This window comes from Mesorhizobium sp. CNPSo 4688 (assembly GCF_057784295.1).
Genome location: NZ_JBWLUY010000005.1, coordinates 402343 through 418321, shown reverse-complemented (window position 1 = coordinate 418321; position 15979 = coordinate 402343). Strand labels below are relative to the sequence as shown.

11 protein-coding genes and 2 pseudogenes are annotated in these 15979 nt (G+C 60.3%); 3 read left to right on the top strand and 10 right to left on the bottom strand.

The window, feature by feature from the left end; genetic code table 11:
* Nucleotides 1-658 precede the first annotated feature (658 nt).
* The 9 genes and pseudogenes from AC04SH_RS12220 to AC04SH_RS12180 all read right to left on the bottom strand — a co-directional run.
* A pseudogene (locus tag AC04SH_RS12220) lies at nt 659-796 on the bottom strand (integrase core domain-containing protein); the annotation flags it as partial.
* 186 nt (nt 797-982) lie between these two features.
* Nucleotides 983-2854, bottom strand: coding sequence for an adenylate/guanylate cyclase domain-containing protein (locus tag AC04SH_RS12215; RefSeq protein ID WP_488575189.1), 1872 nt, complete (start codon nt 2852-2854; stop codon nt 983-985).
* A 151-nt stretch (nt 2855-3005) separates the two neighbouring features.
* Nucleotides 3006-3185 (bottom strand): annotated as a pseudogene (locus AC04SH_RS12210) (integrase core domain-containing protein); the annotation flags it as partial.
* Between the two features lie 165 nt (nt 3186-3350).
* Nucleotides 3351-3731 carry a cupin domain-containing protein gene (locus AC04SH_RS12205; RefSeq protein ID WP_488575188.1) on the bottom strand — a complete coding sequence of 127 codons (381 nt, stop codon included), beginning with the start codon at nt 3729-3731 and terminating at the stop codon, nt 3351-3353.
* A gap of 7 nt (nt 3732-3738) precedes the next feature.
* Entirely contained in the window at nt 3739-5226 is a 1488-nt protein-coding gene (locus AC04SH_RS12200) for a 4-hydroxyphenylacetate 3-hydroxylase family protein (protein ID WP_488575187.1), read from the bottom strand.
* Between the two features lie 31 nt (nt 5227-5257).
* A complete protein-coding gene (locus tag AC04SH_RS12195) occupies nt 5258-5794 on the bottom strand; it encodes a flavin reductase family protein (protein ID WP_488575186.1) in 537 nt (178 codons plus the stop codon).
* A 131-nt stretch (nt 5795-5925) separates the two neighbouring features.
* Nucleotides 5926-6612, bottom strand: coding sequence for a GntR family transcriptional regulator (locus AC04SH_RS12190; protein WP_488575185.1), 687 nt, complete (start codon nt 6610-6612; stop codon nt 5926-5928).
* A 1253-nt stretch (nt 6613-7865) separates the two neighbouring features.
* Complete coding sequence (locus AC04SH_RS12185) at nt 7866-9020, bottom strand: sulfite oxidase (RefSeq protein ID WP_488575184.1); 1155 nt, start codon at nt 9018-9020, stop codon at nt 7866-7868.
* Between the two features lie 307 nt (nt 9021-9327).
* Nucleotides 9328-9639 (bottom strand): hypothetical protein, encoded by a 312-nt coding sequence (locus AC04SH_RS12180; protein WP_488575183.1) that lies wholly within the window; start codon nt 9637-9639, stop codon nt 9328-9330.
* 317 nt (nt 9640-9956) lie between these two features.
* Here AC04SH_RS12180 and AC04SH_RS12175 point away from each other — a divergent pair, with 317 nt between their 5' ends.
* The 3 genes from AC04SH_RS12175 to AC04SH_RS12165 all read left to right on the top strand — a co-directional run bounded on the left by AC04SH_RS12175 (nt 9957) and on the right by AC04SH_RS12165 (nt 14266).
* Entirely contained in the window at nt 9957-11312 is a 1356-nt protein-coding gene (locus AC04SH_RS12175) for a phosphatase PAP2 family protein (protein WP_488575182.1), read from the top strand.
* Nucleotides 11313-11883: 571 nt separating this feature from the next.
* Nucleotides 11884-13812, top strand: coding sequence for an adenylate/guanylate cyclase domain-containing protein (locus tag AC04SH_RS12170; RefSeq protein WP_488575181.1), 1929 nt, complete (start codon nt 11884-11886; stop codon nt 13810-13812).
* A 220-nt stretch (nt 13813-14032) separates the two neighbouring features.
* Nucleotides 14033-14266 carry a hypothetical protein gene (locus tag AC04SH_RS12165; RefSeq protein WP_488575180.1) on the top strand — a complete coding sequence of 78 codons (234 nt, stop codon included), beginning with the start codon at nt 14033-14035 and terminating at the stop codon, nt 14264-14266.
* Nucleotides 14267-14763: 497 nt separating this feature from the next.
* Here AC04SH_RS12165 and AC04SH_RS12160 read toward each other — a convergent pair whose 3' ends face one another.
* Complete coding sequence (locus AC04SH_RS12160; RefSeq protein WP_488575179.1) at nt 14764-15927, bottom strand: IS4 family transposase; 1164 nt, start codon at nt 15925-15927, stop codon at nt 14764-14766.
* Nucleotides 15928-15979 lie beyond the last annotated feature (52 nt).

Sequence of the window (15979 nt, the reverse complement as noted above, 5' to 3'; positions counted from 1 at the left end):
GATTCGGCCCGTCCATCTTCAGAGAGAGCGTCTATCGATTGTCATGGCTCTCAGCACCACATTCATTGCGGGCGTACGGCTATTTAGCCCATTTATCAGGCCAGTGCTGGCGCGAAGCGTTGACCTAAGGCGGGCTTTGCGCACTTGTTACATCACCCTCCACTATTGAACGTGCGAGGGGGCACGAATCATTCGGGGAGCCCGGCCTTTTGCAATGCCTGAACGAACGTGTCCATCAACGCCCGGCGCACGAAGTCCATCCGCGCGAAAGCCCCAATCGTGAAGGCCGGAGCATCTCCAGCAGCCGCTGCGCAGCTGCACGTGCCGATCAGAAGATTCAAGAGAGCCAGATCGCTGGTCTCGCCTCTGCGGCTGATCTATACGGAGGCGATTCGCAGGAGTGTGGTCGACAGCGCTGAAAACGCTTAGGGCCAGTCGGCCGTTAGGCACCAGCACCCGGAACATCTCACGCAGCGCATTCGATCGGTCCGGGGAAAAACTGCATTCCGAATTGGCGCAGATCGAAGGTGGGGTCAGGGAACGGCATTTCGAGCGCGCTTCCCTCGCACCAGTCGATACGCCCAGAAAGTTCGAAAAGCTTCCAGGAACCCCAGTCATTCGCGAATTGTAGAACTAGCCAAGGGTCGCTTTGGGGCCGCTAGCTGTGGAGCCTCAACAGGTTGTCCAGGGTTAGATCGAGGTGACTGATGGGTGGTTTGGACTTTAGGCTGCCGTGTGGGCGATGCCAATTGTATCTGTGCAGCCAGACAGGCAGTTCGGCGGCGCGGTGATCTGAAGTGGATAGGCATGGCATAGGCCTGCCCCGTCCAGAGTCTGACGCTAATCAGCTCCTGATTGACGAGCATGCAGAAGCCGTCGAGCGTCGTGCATCCGCGTGCGGCGGCCTCGCGGATCAGACCAGCCTCCTTGTCGGCGAGGACGCCATCCAAGGTCCAGCGTGGCGCCAAATAGGCGGCGAGCGCTATCCGGCGAGTTCAAGCAGCTGTTGATAGCGCGGATGACCGCGGATTGGATCGAAATACGAATCGTGCTTGAACCAGATTTTAGCGTCGATATCGCCTTCCTGAAACAGTATCTCCAATAAATCGATGGCTCGGTCCAACTCGCCGACCATTGAATAAACAACAGCGGCGTTGTATCGGGCGCTATTGTCCTTCGGATCAATCGCCAAGGCCCGCCCCACCCATGCTTTCGCCAGATTGCCTTCGCCGAGCGCCGCAAGTGCACAGGCGCCTAGTTGGATGGGATCGGAACTTTCCGGATGCAGCCGGGACGCTTCCTCGGCCCTTTTCAATCCAAGCCGCGCGTAACCTTCCACTTCATCGTAGCGTCCAAGGGAACGCAAGGCAGCAGTGAGGAGGAGCGGCGAGCGGTAATCGTCCGGCTCGATCTCCAGGGCGCGAACGAAATGCCTCGCGGCAAGATCAAAATCGCCTCTGGTGTGGCAAAACTCACCGTAAAAAAGATTAGCCTCATAGCTGTTGGGGTCCAGCGAGAGCGCCTTCTCGAAGGCTGAAACCGCCTCGCCTGAGCGGCCGGCGATGTTCAGAGCCATGCCGCGGGCCGCATGCGCCTCTGCCAGATCGGGATCGATTGACAGCGCGTTAGCGGCGGTTGCGAGAATTGTTTCGACTGAGATGACGGCTCCCTGCGTAGATTTCAGATAGGACTCGCAATAAGCCATGCCGGCATAAGCGCGCGCATAGAGGGGATCCAATTCCACCGCCCTGGCGAACAAGCTTCGGCCTAATGTTAGGGACGATCTTGTCCTCAAGCTGAGGAGCTGACGCCCCCTCAGATAGTCGGTATAGGCGTGGACATTCGCTGTCGGCGTCCGGGCGATCGCCGTCCTTTCCTCCGGCAGCAATCTGACCTTGAGCTGATCGACGATCATGTGCGTGATCTCGTCCTGCACGGCGAAGATGTCGGTCAAGTCGCGGTCGTAACGGGCGGCCCACAAATGGCCGCCGCTGGCGCCGTCGATGAGCTGACCGGTGATGCGCACCCGCTGGCCCGCCTTGCGTACACTGCCCTCGAGCAGGAACTTCACGCCAAGCTCGATGGCGGCCTGCTGCATCTTCACCGCCTTGCCCTTGTAAGCGAACGACGAGTTCCGGCTCACCACGAACAAGCCGGAAATCTGTGACAAGTCGGTGATGATGTCTTCGGTGATGCCGTCGGAGAAATATCCCTGCTCCGGGTCGCCGCTCACGTTGACGAAGGGTAGGACAGCGATTGATGGCTTATCCGAAACGGCGGGCTTTGCCGCAGCCTGCGTCACGGTCGCGGATTGGGGCAGCGGTGAACGGAGATAGACGTCGAAGACGCGAACCGGCCGCTCGATGTTCTTGAGCGTATGCTCACCGGTGTCTTCAAAGACGAGATCGAGCCGGTTGCCGACATTATCGCGAACCACCGCCGACACCGAGACGCCGCCCGGCTTGGCGACACCCTCGATGCGCGCTGCGATGTTCACCCCATCGCCGTAGATGTCGTTGTCCTCGAAGATGATGTCGCCCAGATTAATGCCGATGCGAAATTCGATCCGACGGTCCTCCGGGATATCGGCGTTGCGCACGCGCATCTCGCGCTGGATTTTTGACGCGCATTCGACCGCGTTCACCACGCTCGGGAATTCGACCAGTATGCCGTCGCCGGTGAGCTTGACGATGCGGCCTTGGTATTCGGCGATCTTGCTATAGACCAACTCGCTGCGATGCGCTTTCAATGCCGCCAGCGTGCCGACTTCGTTGGCGCCCATGAGGCGGCTGTACCCCACCACGTCTGCCGCCAGTATGGCCGCAAGCCGACGCTCAACCTGCTGCACGCCCATGCCGGTCCTCCTGTCTGCGAACCGTTCTACTCGCCTTAGCGAGTATTATCTAACACCATCGCTGCGGGTAGAGTGAAAGCCAGCATGGCAATCGACGGGTTGTTGCATGCAGTTTCGGGCCGCATCGACCGGAGGCCAGCTCGTAGCTCCGCTAGGTGTGGAGCCTCAACAGGTTGTGCTCGGTTAGAGCGAGGCGACTGATAGGTGTTTTGGACTTTAGACTCCCGTGGGGACGGTGCCAATTGTAGCGATGCAGCCAGACCGGCAACTCTGCGGCGCGGTGATCTGAAGTTGGATAGGCGATGGCATAGGCCCATTCGCGCAGCGCCGTTATTCAAGACCGGACATTCAGGTTGGTGTGGGCACCGACGTGAACTGACCCGCAGCAGACTTCTGAACGTCAGAGACGCACTGTTGCCAGACGTCTTATGACTCGGTGGCGCACAAAAGCGAGAGAATCCGCAGGCGCTTGGAGCGGAACATCATTCGAAAAAAATCAAGTCTCGTAGTAGTGAAGCTCAAGCAGCAGGCACCCGGTCTGCGACCGGAAGGGACCGTGATAGACGCCAGGCGGGCGGCAGGCGTAGGTGTTCGGGGCAAAACTCAGCGACGGCTGTTCGATCGAATATCCGCCGACGATGAGGTCTCCCGATAGCAAATAGACCTCTTCCCAGTACTCATGCACGAACGGCACCGTCGTATAGGCGCCCGGCGCAAACCGCAGCAGCCGCGTGCGGTTCCCCGTCTTGCCTGCCTCGTCGAGCCGGCCGGCAAGTATCTTCTGCTCAATGCCGGGCGGGTAGCCAGGGGGCGCGTGCCAGCCCTCCCCGGTCATGTCGATCGTGTGAAATTCCTTGTGTTCCTTTCGGATCGGCATGGCAACCTCAAGCAGCAACCAGACCAGCGCGGTCGACCTCGTCTTCCAGCGAATAGCTGTCCAGCATGTGGTCAACGAGCTGCGTGCAGCGGTCCCAGTCGAAGGTGCGGAAGCTGTGCCCCTTGGTGACGAAGGTGGCGCCAGCATAGAACATCTCGTACTGCGTGTGGCGCGAGGCGAACTCCGAGCCGACTGCGTCCCAGGCGAGCTTGAAGAATTTTACCCGGCCCTCCGACGAGGCGACCGGCGATTGCTGCGTCTTTTCAATCAGACTGCGCAACTCCGGATCGGCGAAATCCTGGACGGAGGACGGCAGCATGATCAGTCCGCCGCCCGCCAGTTCGCGCAAAGCGAGGATCACCCCGGCATAGAGTTGCTGTGTCAGCACCTGAGCCGAATAGAGCGTATGCGCGTCGGGCACGAAATAGGCGCCATGCATGCGGCCCTTGACCTCCATGGCGTGTACCAGCGCGTCGACCATGGTGTTCTGCGCCGCGAGCGCTCCGAGTGTCTCGCGCACCTGCGGAAAGTTGATGACGCCGTTGGTCTCGGCGATTCGCCGGGCAATACCGACGAGGAAACGCATCTTCACCATCAGGCGGATCTGCGCCTGGTAGTTCTGGTAAACATGCGCCGGCGTGGCATGGAACTGCCGCTGGCACATGGCGATGTCCTGGCTGACGAAGACGCGGTCCCAGGGGACTTTCACATCGTCGAAATAAAGCACGGCATCGTTCTCGTCGAAGCGGCTGGCGAGCGGATTGTCGAAGACGCTGACGGCGTGCTCCTCGTAGGATTTGCGTGACAAGATCTTCACGCCGCCCGCATTCATCGGCACGGCGAAGGACACCGCGTAGGGCTCGTCTCCCTCGCGCAGCGGCTGAATGCAGGTGACGAACACCTCGTTTGCCATGATGCCGCCGGTCGCCAGCATCTTGGCGCCGCGGATCGTCAGGCCTGCGGCGTCCTGATCGACGATGCCGGCGGTGAGGAAGCGGTCCTGCTGCTCCCCCGCGGATTTCGAGCGGTCGGCCTGCGGATTGAGGATGGCATACGTGAGATAGAGTTCATTGTCCCGGGCGTAGCGGTAATAGTCGGCAAGTGCCGCGGCGCGGGCCTTGTCATAGGCCTCGAAGACCTCGATCCCCATGAACATGCCCGAGATGCAGGAGGCGACGTGGTCCGGCGCCCGGCCAAGAAAGCCATAATGAAGTTCCGTCCAGGCTTCCAGCGCTTTGCGCCGCTCGACGAGGTCGGCATGGCTGCGCGGCAACTGCCAGATGCGGTTGGCCCGCTGCCCGCCACTTTCGGGCACTTCGAAGGTCATCAGCTCCCGGTTGTCCGGCCGCGCCTGGAAGTCGTAGAGCGTGCCGATCGACCGGATCGTCTGGCGAAAGGCTGGATGCGCGGTGACGTCGCCGGCCGCCTTGCCGTTGATATAGACCTGTCTGCCGTCTCTCAGCATCTCGATATGCTGCGCCCCGGTCTTGATCATCTTTCCCTCCAAGGTCAGTACTACCAAGAAATCAGTAGTGAATGTCCAGTGGCCAGAGCGGTGCCGTAAACTCCGTTGGCTGCAGTGATGCGTAGCGCCCCTTGCCGAAAACCAGTGGCTGCCGGTCGGCGAAGGACCGGAAATGCTTCACCCTGGCGATAAACAGCACGTGGTCGCCGGCTTCGTGCCTGGCCCACAACTCGCAATCGAATAGCGCCGCAACTCCGGGCAGCACCGGGCCACCAAAGCCGCCCTGCTCGAAGCGCATCCCTTCCCACTTGTTGGAAAGCGGCTTGGCGAAGCGGTTGGAAATGTCCTTCTGGTTTTCTGAGAGAACGTTGACCGTATAACTGGCAGCCTTCTGCCAGAGCGGCAGGCCAGCTGAACGACAATCGATGCTGAACAGGACGAGGGGCGGGTCAAGCGACAACGAGTTGAACGAGCTTATCGTCATGCCGAGTTGCTCACCGTCGGCCAGACAGGTGACGACGCAGACGCCGGTCGGAAACTGTGCCAGCGCCTGCCGGAACGCGCGCACATCGAAAGCCGTTAATCTTTCGCTGATCATGCTCCGGCCCTTTCGGCACCGATCGGTTAGGTCACAATAGTCAATTCACCAATTCCGTTGACCAACTGCCCGCCGCCACTGTGTGTCTCGACGTTCGGCGGCATCGAGATGCGAACGCCGCGGCCGCCCTCTTACTGCGCCACCGCCGCGCTACGCGCGGTTGCAACCGAGCGCCAACCTGCCCCGGTCGGCAGCCGCAAGGCGACGAGCGTCCGCGCCAGATGCTGGGCGACGGCCGCGGCCGCCTGTTCGGGCTGTCCGCAGCGTATGCCTTCGACGATCGCTGCGTGCTCGGCAAGCACGCTGTCGCCGCGCCCGCCGGAGATCGTCATGACATGCACGCCCATTCGCAACTGGCGGTCCCGCAGGCTCTCATAGAAGTCGGCGAGCACCGGATTGCCGGCGGCGCGCACGATCGTGCGATGAAACTCCCTGTCGCATTCGATGAACGCCACGGGATCGTGCCGCACCTCCACCTGTCGGGCGATCAGCCTGTCGAGTTCCGCCGCAAGCATGTCACCAAAGCCGGCTGCCCGCCCTGCGCACCACTCCTCCACCAAGCCGCGCGCCTGCATGACAGCTTCGATCTCCGCCTCGGTGATCGGCGGAACATAGGCGCCCTTCTTCGGCACGATCTGCAGCAGGCCATCGGCTTCGAGCCGCAATAGCGCTTCGCGCACCGGCGTCCGCGACGTTCCCGTCTCGCGGCAGACCTCCGCCTCTGTAAGGAACGTGCCCTCGCGGCTGGGCAAGGTGAGCACATGCTGCTTCAGCCAGCGGTAGACCACGTCCTGCGCAGCATCGGCGCGTTGCCCCATGGCGGGGCGTTGTGATTGATGTCGCTCACTCATAGACAACATGTATACATGCTGTCGCCAAGAGATTCAAGCCAATTTGCGAACTGGCCGCGCCGAGCGCAAACGTCAGGAATTGGACGCATCCGCGACGCCAGCGCGGTCGCCGGCAATGTCCGCTTAAAGGCCGTGGCACACTTAACTTTAATGACCGAGATGAGGCGCAAAGCGGTCATCATCGCCTGAGCCCTTCAAACGGCAGCACCCAGTCACGACGAAAAGTCTGCGGTGACGACGCCCGCATTCTCCGAAGGTCCCGACCCGATGGGCCGCGGGTGTGCAACAAGCTGTTGCACACTTCTGGTATCCATTGCGCCCGTGTCTGACCCGAACTACCTCACTCCAGAAGAAGTCATCGCTCGCTACCGCCGACAGCTGAGCGAAGGGACGCTTCGTAACTGGCGCTGCATGCGCATCGGGCCATCGTTCCTCAAAATCGAAATCCTCTACCCGAGCAGCAAGCTCGATCGCTGGGACAAATCGCTCCTCGTTGTCTGCAGGTCACACGTAAACTGCCGCTCGAAAAGGCGTCTCCACCAGAGTAGCAGAGAGGCCGTTCAGCCGTCCCAAGTGGCGCTAGCGAGAAAAGATGAGCGTTCGGAATCCGTGGTTGATCGGGACCTCAGGGTACTGAGCAAATGCGACCATTCCCAAGCGTGGACGATCATAAGTGGTCACTCGGCACACACCCCAGTTAACGACCCCCGCCCTCCAAGGTTGGCACACAAGCATCTGATAAATCTGATGATTCAGTCCTCGGTGTGTTGATGCACAACAATCCCGCTCGATACCCCACGGGCATGCTGGATCACAATGTTCGACGCCTCGATCTCCTCAGACATCTGATGCCGTCCCGCTCGATGGCCGCATCGGGTCTTTAACGCTGAAACGTCCGCTGCCGAACAAGTTGGCCCGGGCCGAAGGGCCCTAACACTGGTAGGACCTCGGGACGGTGGACGGCCTGTGGCGACGACAGAAGTGCACACTGCAAGTAAATGCTTCGCAAGGGCGACGGCGACCGCAGCGACTTTACACTTGCGCCCTATGCCGCCAACGACGCCATGGCCACCTGGAGCGCAAAATCGTGCGCAGCGTTCCGTATTCCACCTCTATCGGCCTATCAATCATTTCCGCGTCCGCACCGATGCCCGCGGCGCAGTGGGATCGCACTCAATCCCGTCCCCACACAGCTTTCAAGGCTGCTCCGCTCGAGGCCGTCAACTGACCAGAATACCGCGGGTCACCTGTCCGTTGCTCTCCCAATAGGTGTGTTTTTTAGCAATCCACGGATCGGTCATTGCCGGTTGAATGTTGCCGCTCTTATCGATCGCGCGCGAGGTGACGGTGTGCTCCCCGGTGGACGGCTTGGGCCAGTCCAAAGACCACATCTTCCAGGCGAACTCAGCCTCTTCGGCGGCGTCAATGGTCGCCGGCATCCACGGGCCTTCGTCGATCTTCACCTCGACCCGGTCGATCGGTGCACCCCAGGCAGCTCCGACGATCCGGTAATCGCTGCCGATATGGGTCACCCGGGCCGGCGCCGATTTGAGGCGCGCGCGTCCGACGGAGGTTTCCACCCACACGGTCTCGCCGTTATGGTCTTCCTCGCGGAGCGTGACGTAGTCGCGTCCCATGAACCGGTTCTCAAAGCGCTGGTCGCGCACCTCGATGCGTTTGAGCCATTTCGCGTTTGCGACCCCGTACCAGCCGGGCGCTATCAGCCGCACCGGGAAGCCGTTATCGGGCGGCAGGGTAGTTCCGTTCATCTCGTAGCAAAGGATGTTTTTTGCATCCATGGCGTCTGCGAGCGACATGCTGCGCGCGAAGTTCTGTTTGAACGTGACGTCATCGGCCTTCTTGATCTCGCCTTCGTCGGCGGCCCAGAAGACAACCTCGATGCCGCTGTCGAGAACGCCGGCCTCCTCTAGGATCGGTGCAAGCGGCGTGCCCGCCCAGCGCGCATTGCCGATGCCGCCGTTGAAAAACGGGAGGCCGGTATTGCCCGAACATTCGACCGTGAACGTGACTTCCTGGCGCGGCCGGACCTTGATGTCGGCGAGCGTCAGGGCCAACGGCTTTTTGACCAGACCGCCGATTTCGAGCTTCCACGTAGCTGCGTCGATGACCGGCCTGTTGAAATGCGCGATTGAAAAGAACTTGTCGTTGGGGGTCACCCATGAATCGAGGTCCTCCCAGACGATCTGATTCTTGATGACCTCCGGCACGGGGTTCGGCGGCAGCTGATCGGTCCATTTGACGACTTCCTCGCCGGGCCGAGCAGGAAAAGCGTAAGCCCGCGAGGCATGGAGAGCGGCGATTGCGGCAAGAGCCGCGCTTCCTTGAATAAGTTCTCTGCGTTGAAGATGAGGCATGCTGTTTCCCTCCCAGTTGATCCGGAACGGGCTGCAGCCTGGCATTTGGGCCGTAGCCTGATCTCAGACAGGCGCACAAAGAAACGACTGTCCACCCGGATGTCCGGACAGGTCAGGCAATCAGCGAGGCATCTCAAGCATTTGGAGCATTGGACGAAACTCTGCTTGGGTTTCGTCTTTGAAGAATACGCCTTTGAAATTGAAGTGTCCACAACTCGGACGGGATAGTGACCTTGCGGTGTTCCTGCTGGTTCCCGGTCTTGCCAAGAATCGGAGCCCCTCGGATCGCTATCGAGGGCGATGGCAACTACCAGGCAATCGAAAGCTCAATTTGTGCTTGACCAATCAGGCCCATGACACGACGCCACCTTTCCACGCGATCACCATAGAGATCCCCACCGGCTGAAAAGCTGCAGTTCGTTCCGTTCGTCGTGACGAGCGCGCTGCGCCGACCGATCCCGCGATCTAGCTTGGCGGTGGCGAAGCGGACCGCAACGGCCGACTGAGGCGCATTACAGCTCGGCAGCCTTGGGCCGGAAGCGGATTGGCGGGTTCGAGGTTCGGAAGGCCTGAAGCAGACCTTCAGGCTCGTCGCGCGCATCGACTTGATCTGACCCAACGCGGACATTCCCGCAATCGAACCGGAACGTCTCGAAAAGCAGGGAAGCTGACGTTGCCCTGCGGAAGAAGCCGGTTGTCAAACATCGACTTTGCGAGGGATTTTCATGCCGCTGTCACAGCGGCAATCGGGCCGCAAGTCAGGAAGACAGCGGTCTTCCGATGTGACACCAACAACGCTGCCCTATTCGCATAATTGATCCTTTTGCCCGGCAGCGTCCGGCGCTATAATCAGCGATTGCTAAAATTAGGACGGAGCAACCGTAAAGCCAGAAAAGCGTCCGTCTTTGGGCCGGGGACCAACCATGGAGGCCAAACATGCTCAGCGCTTTATACAAGGCCTGCGCTGTGATCCTTTTATCAGTGAACTGCGCTTTCGCCCAATCGGATCTGATAGAGCCAACGGCTGGAACGTGGAAGACGTGGGTGATCACGTCGGGCAAGGACTTCCGAGTCCCGCCCCCACCGGATACTTCCACAGCAGAGCTGGAGCAGCTCCGAGATATCATCGCAAAGAACGATGCGCAGGTCGCCGCGATGATCACGTTCTGGAATGCCGGCTCGCCCGGTTACCGATGGATCGACCTAGTCAACAATCGCCTTCTTACAGGCGAAAAGGTCCCGCCCAATGCGCACCGCATATACACCTATTTGACGATGGCGATCTACGACGCCACCATTGCGGCATGGGAATCGAAGTACTTCTACAATCGCCCCCGCCCAAGCGAGGCGGATGCGACCTTACCGACTGCGCTGCCTACGCCTCGGAGTCCCTCCTATCCATCTGAACACGCGGCAGCCGCTGGAGCCGCCGCGATGGTTCTTTCCTATTTCTTCCCGGACGAGGCGTCGTCGTTCCAAGCAATGGCCGAAGAAGCGGCGCAATCGCGGGTCCTTGCCGGTGTCCAGTTCCCGAGTGACTCTTCCGCCGGGCTTGAATTGGGCCGACGGGTGGCAGAGCAGGTGATTGCACGGGCAAAAGCCGATGGCTCCGACGCTGTCTGGACCGGCAAGGTCCCGACCGGGCCATGCAAGTGGGTCGGGGATAAACCAGGCAATGCAACCATGCCCAACTGGAAACCGATCGTGTTGGCATCAGCCGATGAATTCAGGCCACCGGCCCCACCCGACTGCCATTCCGAGGCGGTAAAGGCCGAGACAGATGCTGTCCGACAATTTGAGCGAAAATTCCCTAGCAACTACAAAGCGTTCTATTGGCAGAGCCCATCCGGCCTGTTCACCGACTGGTATGGCTATGCCAGCAAGTGGATGTTCGAGGACAGGACGGATTCGAACCCGCCGCGTGCCGCGCGGGCTTATGCGATGCTCGCAGCAGTCCATTTCGATGCGTTCATTGCAAGCAACGACGGTAAGTTCGCGTATTGGTACTTGCGCCCGAACATGCTTGACCCGAGCATCACTCCCCTGTTCGCGGTGCCGCCTTTTCCCAGCTATCCGTCCAACCATTCCACTCTTTCGACTGCCCGATGCGAGGTCCTTGCGTACCTGTTCCCCAGCCATGCTGACTTCATCCGCAAGGTGGGCAAAGAGGCCGGAGATTCTCGTATCTGGGCCGGCATCCACTACGAGATGGACAACAAGGCCGGTGTCGCACTCGGCAAAGCGGTAGCCGGGAAATTCATCGAGCGGGCGAGAAAGGACGGAGCAGACTAGCGGAAGGAGAAGGCACCTGCTCGACCCCTTCGGAACTTCTTGCCGATCGCCGGTCCGAGGTCAAAGGATGGAATGGAACTTGTTCGCCAGGTATCAGAAAGATGCAGGCCCTCACGCGCTTTCATCTTCTGACGCTTTATGGACCTGAGACGCAACAAGGCTTCCAAGTTGCCGTTTCCCTGCGCCGCAATCGATAGACCGCTTCGGAGTCCACCCGTGACATTGGCTGCGTCCGGCGCATCCTCAGCAAGTGGCGCCAGCACGACCTCCGGCGCGGTCGCCTACAACGTCAGCTTTCAGGAAACGGCAAAGCTGATCAATACGGCCGAGATGAGGCGCATTCCGGTCCGGCAGGGCCGAAGGCGGACCTGCGGCTTCGAGGTTCTGAAGGTCAGAAGCGGACCTTCAGTCACCCTACGTGCATCGACTGGACCTGACCCGTCGAAGACGTTCATCCGCAGCCGGTCGAATGTCAGGAACGGCTGACGAGCGGTCATTCACCGCGCGGCCAACGGGGCGTTCTGGCTCCGGCGCTTCTATGAGTGTAGGGTTGTGTCATAAAGAGGCGCATATGGCGGTTCCCCCTCTCAATCGGAAGCTGCTAGCGATCCTGGCGGCAGATATGGTCGGCTACTCAAGGGCGATGGAAGCCGATGAGGCCGGCACCATTGAGCGGTTGAAATCCGTTCGTGCCGAGCTGTTCGACCCCGCCATCTCCCAGCACCATGGCCGCCTCATCAAGCTGATGGGCGATGGCGCGCTTGTCGCCTTCGACAGCGTGGTCGACGCAGTCGCCTGCGCAGCGGAAATCCAAAGCGCGGCGGCCGCGCGCAATGAAGGTCTGCCCGAGCCTGAGCGCATCGTGTTCCGCATCGGGGTCAATCTGGGCGACGTTGCGCTGGTTGACGGCGATGTCTATGGCGATGGGGTCAATGTCGCCGCGCGATTGCAGCAACTCGCTGATGCTGGCGGCGTGAACGTGTCGGGCACAGCCTTTGACCATCTGCAAGGCAAGCTTGATTGGTCCCTCGATTTCGCTGGCGAGCAACAAGTAAAGAATATCAGCCGTCCGGTTCGGATGTACCGGCTAAGGCTCGATGGCAAGCGGCCGCGCTGGACCTTGCATAAGGCGATGCCGCGCTGGGTTGGGACGGCGGCGGCCGTCATGCTATTTGCTCTGCTGGGCGGCGGCGGGACATGGTGGTTCTTTCATTCAGCTGCTCTGGGTGCCAAGCCGTCGGTCGCAGTGCTGCCCTTCAACAACTTTGGCGGCGACGAGGCCACCGGGCGTCTGGCCGATGGCCTCACCGAGGACATCATCACCGATCTCGCGCAGTTTCCCGAACTCGACGTCGTGGCACGCAATTCGACGCAAGCGTACAAAGGCAAGTCGGTAGATGTCCGCCAGGTCGCAAGTGCGCTCGACGTCGGCTATGTGCTGGAAGGCTCGATCCAGCGCCAGGGCGGTCGGCTGCGGATCACCGCGCAGTTGATCGATGCAAAAACCGGCAACCATCTGTGGTCGGAGCGATGGGACCGGCCTGCTGAAGACGTATTCGCCGTGCAAACCGAGATCGCCGAGCAGGTCACCAACCGTCTCGGCAACGGCGTAGGGCTGATTCAGGGAGCGGGGCGGGCTGCAGCGAAGCGTAAACGGCCGGACAACTTGACTGTCTATGATTACTATCTGCTCGGAACCGAAAGGATTGAAAAGATTACCGTAGCGGATGAGCAGGAGGCCATCAGGCTGCTCAACCGCGCTGTCGAGCTGGATCCGGAGTTCGCCCGCGCCTGGGTGGAACTTTATCATGCTCACAACATATTGGCTGGCTTCGGTGTCAATCCCGAGAGCGAGATCAAGGCGGCTGCCGATGTAGCCGAACGCGCGGTGCGGCTCGATCCGAGCGACGCCGAGGCGCACGCGGTTTTTGGCATGAGCCTCAAAGACAAGGGCGACAACGCCCGCGCCAAGGTCGAGCTGGACACGGCCATCCGCCTCGCTCCGGGTTCGGCCGAAATCCTGACATTCTATTCCGGCTATGCGGCAGGCTTCGACGAACCCGAACGCGGCGCTCAGTTGGTCGACCAAGTTATACGGCTCGATCCGAATTACCCGATGTGGGCAACTAGTTTCTACTCCACTGCCTATTTTATGGCTGGCCGCTATGAGGACGCCGTGAAGATGCTGGAGCGCAAGACTCCCGATAACTACGGCAAAGGGGATTGGGTGGTGCGTAGCAGCTCGCTGGCGGCACTGGGCCGAACCGATGAGGCGAATGCTTCGGCCAGGGAAACCCTCAAACGGTATCCGAACCTGACCGTCGAGGGCATGGTCAATGAATTCAGATTGAGCAATACAGAGCGCGGTCGTTTCATCGAGACAATGCCTCTCGCCGGCTTCCCGCTTTGCGCCAAGCCCGAGGCGCTGGCAGAGCTCGCCAAACCAGTGCGACTACCGGAATGCGAAGCGGGGGAGGCTCAACCTCTCGGGCAGCCATAGAACACCCCTGTGCAAAGAAAGGCGGGGGCCGCTGCTCCCCAGCGCGTGAACGCCGCGCGTTGCCAGGAACGACCGCTGTGCATCGAAAGCGACAGTTCACTGGCCATACGATGAATGGCCGCAAGTGACGACCTCCAGCGCCGGCATTCTCCTCAGGTCTCTATCCGACGGGGTCGAGGGTGCAACAATCTGTTGCACAACTCTGCTATCTGTAACGCCCATGCCTGATCCGAACTACCTCACCCCTGAAGAAGTCATCGCTCGCTATCGCAGACAGGTAAGCGAAGGGACTCTTCGCAACTGGCGTTGCATGCGGATCGGGCCATCGTTCCTCAAGATCGGCAAAGCAATCCTCTATCCGAGCGGCGAGTTGGATCGCTGGGACAAATCGATCCTCGTCGTCTGCAGACCCACACGCGAACTGCCGCGGGAAAAGGCGGCACCGCCAGAGTAGTAGAGAGGCAGTTCAGTCGTTCCGAGGTCGCTGGCTAGATAGATAAGCGTTCGGAATCCGTGGTTGATCGGGACGTCAGAGTACTGAGCAAATGCGATCATGCCCAAGCGTGGAAGATCACAGTGGGCACTCGACACACGCCCCAGTTAACGGCCCCACCTCTTCAGCATGGGCATGCAAGCTTTTGATAGATATGACGAATCTGATCAAAGTATTTTGATGCACAACGATCCCGCTCGACACCCCACTGGGATTGTAGATCACGACCGGTCACGCTTGGATCTGATTTCCACGAGAAATCAGAATTTGAGAGCTTCATTTTGGTCCGCCCAACCTCCGGGCAACGGATGATAGCAAGCAAATTTGGGCAGTTGTCCGGCGAGGACGTTGTCCGAGGACAGACACGCCCCATTCCCTGCCCCACAATGCAGCGCGAAGCCGATCGCTGAAAGCGCCTGGCCGCACTGGCCTGCGATCGCACGGCTGTCCGGGGAAAGTCATTCATATGTGAAGGTTATCTGGTTTGGAGAGGGCCTGGGCTTAGGTTGACTTGGGTTGACGGGCGGCGGTTTGTCGATGGCGGCGATGTAGCGGCGCTCGAAGAGGCATCTGGTCACCAGATCGGTGAACCTGAGGATTGGCATGGCGATGCGGCAGGCGCGGGCGACAATGCGCAGCAGTGCGTAGGCTATCATGGCTGCGAAGAGCTGCAGGCGGATGGCATTGTCGTTGTTGCCGAGGAACTTGCGGATCTTCAGGTGCTGCTTGATCCAGCGGAACAGGAGCTCGATCTGCCAGCGGCCCTTGTAGAGGTTGGCGATCTCGACGGCGGAGCGCTTGAGGTCGTTGGTCAGAAGGATGATGGCCTCACCATCCTGACGCTCGACGACGAGGCGGCGCAGCCGGATCGGCAGCTTGCACTGGCTCTTGCTGACAAGGCTGACCTCGGCATCGTCGAGAATGGTGAAGCCATCGCCTTGCGTGGCCTTGATGGGGCGGTTGCGCAGCACTTTGAGGCCCATGTTGGATTTGGGCCGGGTGACAAAGAAGGCTTTGGCCGTGGCGATCGCCGTCCACCAGCCGTAATGGCAATAGCCCTTGTCGAACACGTAGGTGGCGCCCTTCTCGATGCTGATCGTGCGGCCGATCTGGGCATCGTTGACGTTGGCGTCGGTGATGTCGAGGACGCGCGGGCAGTCGCTGTTGGGATCATAGACGACATGCAGCTTCATGCCGCGGATGCGGCCGTTCGACTTGGCCCAGCCACAGGCCTTGCCGAGCGGGATGGGCGTGGAATCGATCAGCCGCAACATGGCCGTGCCTTCGCGGCGCATGTGCCGGTCGAGTTGGTTGGCGATGAGGGCGAAGGTCTCGGCAAATACGCCGATGGGTCGGCGCCGGTTGGCATCCGACAAGGTCGAGCGGCTCAGCCGGTCACTGCCCAGGTGATAATGGTGCTGGCTGTTGGCGTTCCAGCCAACTTCCAGGCTCCGCAGGCCTTCAGCGCCGCTCAACTGCGCATAGATCAGCACCATCAGATGGTCCCAGCTCTTGAACGACTTGTCGTAGGCATCCCCGTCGTGACTATCCACAATCGTCTGAAACCGCCGCCGATTGATCGGTTCAACCAGCTTACCAAGAATGCTAGGCGTAAAGCGCATGCCCCGTCCCTTTCTGAGTCTCGACAACCAGAAGGTAGACGGAAAAAACCCG

Excerpts from the sequence above, each read along its gene's own strand:
- AC04SH_RS12215 (WP_488575189.1), bottom strand. The coding sequence starts at position 2,854 with ATGGGCGTGCAGCAGGTTGAGCGTCGGCTTGCGGCCATACTGGCGGCA.
- AC04SH_RS12205 (WP_488575188.1), bottom strand. The coding sequence starts at position 3,731 with ATGCCGATCCGAAAGGAACACAAGGAATTTCACACGATCGACATGACC.
- AC04SH_RS12200 (WP_488575187.1), bottom strand. The coding sequence starts at position 5,226 with ATGATCAAGACCGGGGCGCAGCATATCGAGATGCTGAGAGACGGCAGA.
- AC04SH_RS12195 (WP_488575186.1), bottom strand. The coding sequence starts at position 5,794 with ATGATCAGCGAAAGATTAACGGCTTTCGATGTGCGCGCGTTCCGGCAG.
- AC04SH_RS12190 (WP_488575185.1), bottom strand. The coding sequence starts at position 6,612 with ATGGGGCAACGCGCCGATGCTGCGCAGGACGTGGTCTACCGCTGGCTG.
- AC04SH_RS12185 (WP_488575184.1), bottom strand. The coding sequence starts at position 9,020 with ATGCCTCATCTTCAACGCAGAGAACTTATTCAAGGAAGCGCGGCTCTT.
- AC04SH_RS12175 (WP_488575182.1), top strand. The coding sequence starts at position 9,957 with ATGCTCAGCGCTTTATACAAGGCCTGCGCTGTGATCCTTTTATCAGTG.
- AC04SH_RS12170 (WP_488575181.1), top strand. The coding sequence starts at position 11,884 with ATGGCGGTTCCCCCTCTCAATCGGAAGCTGCTAGCGATCCTGGCGGCA.
- AC04SH_RS12165 (WP_488575180.1), top strand. The coding sequence starts at position 14,033 with ATGCCTGATCCGAACTACCTCACCCCTGAAGAAGTCATCGCTCGCTAT.
- AC04SH_RS12160 (WP_488575179.1), bottom strand. The coding sequence starts at position 15,927 with ATGCGCTTTACGCCTAGCATTCTTGGTAAGCTGGTTGAACCGATCAAT.